The sequence below is a fragment of the Stenotrophomonas sp. 05L44_2 genome (genome assembly GCF_056665995.1).
This window is the reverse complement of sequence record NZ_JBFTNR010000458.1, coordinates 1-3,461: the sequence shown is the minus strand read 5'-3', so window position 1 is coordinate 3,461 and position 3,461 is coordinate 1. Positions and strand designations below refer to the sequence as shown.

The 3,461-nt window shown below is 66.1% G+C and carries 4 protein-coding genes; 3 read left to right on the top strand and 1 reads right to left on the bottom strand.

From position 1 onward, the window contains the following. Positions 1–337: 337 nt before the first annotated feature. Entirely contained in the window at positions 338–826 is a 489-nt protein-coding gene (locus AC1VAN_RS15520) for a YaiI/YqxD family protein (protein WP_127563463.1), read from the top strand. Between the two features lie 13 nt (positions 827–839). Here the strand turns inward: AC1VAN_RS15520 and AC1VAN_RS15515 are convergent, their stop codons facing one another. Further along, on the bottom strand, positions 840–1,709 hold the full coding sequence (locus AC1VAN_RS15515) for a pseudouridine synthase (RefSeq protein ID WP_313115391.1): 870 nt from the start codon (positions 1,707–1,709) through the stop codon (positions 840–842). 180 nt (positions 1,710–1,889) lie between these two features. Here AC1VAN_RS15515 and AC1VAN_RS15510 point away from each other — a divergent pair, with 180 nt between their 5' ends. Both AC1VAN_RS15510 and AC1VAN_RS15505 read left to right on the top strand, forming a co-directional pair. Further along, a complete protein-coding gene (locus AC1VAN_RS15510; RefSeq protein ID WP_025875114.1) occupies positions 1,890–2,438 on the top strand; it encodes a YaeQ family protein in 549 nt (182 codons plus the stop codon). Next, positions 2,435–3,461: BaiN/RdsA family NAD(P)/FAD-dependent oxidoreductase (locus tag AC1VAN_RS15505; protein ID WP_480986138.1), on the top strand; the 1,027-nt coding region annotated here is incomplete at its 3' end. The genes AC1VAN_RS15510 and AC1VAN_RS15505, both read left to right, overlap by 4 nt.

Sequence of the window (3,461 nt, the reverse complement as noted above, 5' to 3'; positions counted from 1 at the left end):
CCACTTGACAGTGCCGGTCTGACGATCAGACATATTTACTAACTCCTGAAACACATGTTGAAAAAAATCGCAGCCACCGGGTATCGGGGCCGAGACTGAGTTGCAGGCGTTGGTAAAGCGGATCGATGAGCGGATCGTGAGATCAACTGCACCAGGCCACGATTCACGGTGACCCTAGCAAACACAGTGGGCCAGACGATACGCGTGTTTTGAGCAAAAAGCGATAGCCATGATATTCAGCGTCAAACGGCCCGCCCCTAGACAGGGCAAGGGGTTGCACCAGATCGAGGCTAAACCCGGGTCCCCATTCAGGTTTTTCCTACCCTACACTGGGTAAATGACTGAAGCTGAAACCCGAGCTGAACCCCTGCTCCCCCGCATCTGGGTGGACGCAGACGCGTGCCCTGTTGTCATCCGCGACATCCTGTTCCGCGCAGCTGAACGGGTCGGCGTGGAGCTGACCCTGGTCGCCAACCAGTGGATCCGCACCCCGCCTTCGCGCTGGCTGCGCTCCATCCAGGTTCCGCAGGGACTGGATGTGGCTGACAGCGCCATTGTCGAGCGGGTGGCCGCCGGCGACCTGGTGGTCACCCAGGACATCCCCTTGGCGGCCCTAGTGCTGGAGAAGAAGGGCGTGGCCCTGAACCCGCGCGGCCAGCTGTACACCCCCAACAACATGGCCGAGCGGCTGTCGATGCGCAATTTCATGGAAGAACTGCGTGGCGCTGGCGTCCAGACCGGCGGGCCACCGCCCCTCGGCGCGCGTGACCGCCAGTTGTTCGCTGCCGAGCTGGACCGCTGGCTGGCGCGACGCCCGGGCAGGTGAATCCGGCTGTGCGTCAGCCGGGAACGCACAAGGTGCGCGTGCTGCGGAAGCTGCGTCGCTGGCCGGTCAACGGATCATCGAAGGCCAACGCCTGCGCCAGCAGCTGCAACGGCGGCTCGGCCACACCCTCTGGCCGCACGTGCAGCTGCGGATAGAGCTCGTCCCCCAGGATCGGCGCCCCGAGCGCGGCCATATGGACGCGCAGCTGATGCTTGCGCCCGGATTCGGGCGCAAGCCGGTAGCGCCAGACCGGACCGTGCGCCTCAATGACCTCGACACGGGTCAGCGCATTCGGCTCGCCGGGAACTTCAGCCATACGGAAGAACGGTTCCCCCGGCTGCAGCCGGCTATGCCGCTCCAGCGGAAACCGCAGGTCCGGCATGGCCGGCGCCAGCGCCTCGTAGGTCTTCTCGATGCGGCGCTCACGAAACAGCCTCTGGTACGCGTCGCGCGTTTGCGGCTGGGTGGAAAACAGCACCAGGCCGGCCGTCAGCCGGTCCAGCCGGTGCAATGGCACCAGGTCGGCGTTGCCGGTGCGCTCGACCAGGCGCGCCAGCAGGGTCTGGCGCACAAATGCGCCGGCCGGCGCAGTCGGCAGGAAGTGCGGCTTGTCGGCCACCAGCAGGTGCGCGTCGTGATGAAGGATGTTCTCTTCGAAGGGAATCACCGGCTCATCGGCCACTTCACGGAAGTAGCGTATCTCCAGTCCCACCTGCCACGGCATGTCCGGTGCCAGCGCCCTGCCCTGTGCGTCCTGTATCCGCCCGCGTGCGAAGCGACTCTCCCATTGCAGCCGGTCGATGCGCGGGAAGCGCGCGCACAGGCCGTCCAGCAGGGAATTCCAGTCACCGGGCGGCAGCTGCAGTCGGCTGGGCGTGGTCATGGCGCGATCGGGGCGCCATCGCTCTGCAGACGGCGCGGACGTGAAAGGGACATACGACAGGACACGCCAGAAGCAYCAGGGCGGCCAGCGTGCCACCGATCAGGCCCTGCCGACACCCCCATACCGGACACCCCCGGGGCAAACCTCTATCATTGACGGTCTTTACCCCTCTGGATCTTCATGGCCCTCACCGCCACCATCCGCAAGGCCGAACTGCAGATCAGCGACATGGATCGCGGCTACTACGCGACCCACAACCTGACCCTGGCCCAGCATCCGTCCGAAACCGACGAACGCCTGATGGTGCGCCTGCTCGCCTTCGCGCTGAACGCTGGCGACCGCCTGGAATTCGGTCGCGGCCTGAGCACCGACGACGAGCCGGACCTGTGGGAACACGACTACACCGGCGACATCCTGCAGTGGATCGACCTCGGCCATCCGGACGAGTCGCGCATCCGCAAGGCCAGCAACCGCAGCCGGCAGGTGCAGGTGGTCAACTACGGCGGCAATGCATCGGACATCTGGTGGCAGAAGCAGGGCAAGGGCCTGGCCCGCTTCGACAACCTGTCGGTGGTCGATCTGGACGGCGGCTTCGTCGATCTGTGGGGCCAGCAGATCCAGCGTGCGATGCGCTGGAGCGTGCTGATCCAGGACGCCGAAGTTCAGCTGCTCAACGATCAGATGCAGCTGGACGTGATCCCCAACTGGCGAAAGCGCGCCAAGGCATGAGCACGATCCGCTGCGACGTGCTGGTGATCGGTGCCGGCGCTGCCGGGCTGATGACCGCGATCACGGCGGGCCAGCGAGGCCGGCATGTGCAGGTGATCGACCACGCCAACAAGATCGGCAAGAAGATCCTGATGTCCGGCGGTGGCCGCTGCAACTTCACCAACACCGGCACCACCCCGGCCAACTTCCTGTCSGMCAATCCGCATTTCTGCAAGTCGGCACTGGCGCGTTACTCGCCCTACCACTTCATCGAGATGGTCGAGCGCCACGGCATCGCCTWYCACGAGAAGRMRCTGGGCCAGCTGTTCTGCGATGTCTCGTCCAAGCAGATCGTGAAGATGCTGGTGGACGAATGCCAGCAGGCCGGCGTGCAGATCCGCACGCAGTGCAGCGTGGAGCGCATCGAGCACGGCACTGACGGCTTCCGCGTGCACACCACGCACGGCCTGTTCCATTGCGCCTCGCTGGTGGTCGCCACCGGCGGCCTGTCCATTCCCAGCCTGGGTGCAACCGGATTCGGCTATGAGATCGCGCGCCAGTTCGGCCACCAGGTGCTGCCCACCCGCGCCGGCCTGGTGCCGTTGACCCTCAGCGGCACCCACCAGGAGCGCCTGGCCGAGCTCAGCGGCGTCGCCCTGCCGGTCGAGGCCAGCAGCAACGGCACCCGCTTCCGCAACTTCATGCTGCTGACCCATCGTGGCGTCAGTGGCCCGGCCATCCTGCAGATTTCCTCGTTCTGGCAGCCCGGCGACGCGCTGTCGCTGGATCTGCTGCCCGGCCAGGATGCCGCCGAATGGCTGCGCCAGATGAAACGCGAACGCCCCGCCGCGGAACTGCGCACGGTGCTGGGCGATGTGCTGCCCAAGCGGCTGGCGCAGCGCCTGTGCGAGCACTGGCTGCCCGACCGCCCGGTACGCCAGCTGGACGAGCCGGACCTGCGCAAGGCCGCACAGGTGCTTTCAGCGTTTCCACTGGTGGCCAGCGGCACCGAGGGCTACCGCACCGCCGAAGTCACCCTGGGCC

Excerpts from the sequence above, each read along its gene's own strand:
- AC1VAN_RS15520 (WP_127563463.1), top strand. The coding sequence starts at position 338 with ATGACTGAAGCTGAAACCCGAGCTGAACCCCTGCTCCCCCGCATCTGG.
- AC1VAN_RS15515 (WP_313115391.1), bottom strand. The coding sequence starts at position 1,709 with ATGACCACGCCCAGCCGACTGCAGCTGCCGCCCGGTGACTGGAATTCC.
- AC1VAN_RS15510 (WP_025875114.1), top strand. The coding sequence starts at position 1,890 with ATGGCCCTCACCGCCACCATCCGCAAGGCCGAACTGCAGATCAGCGAC.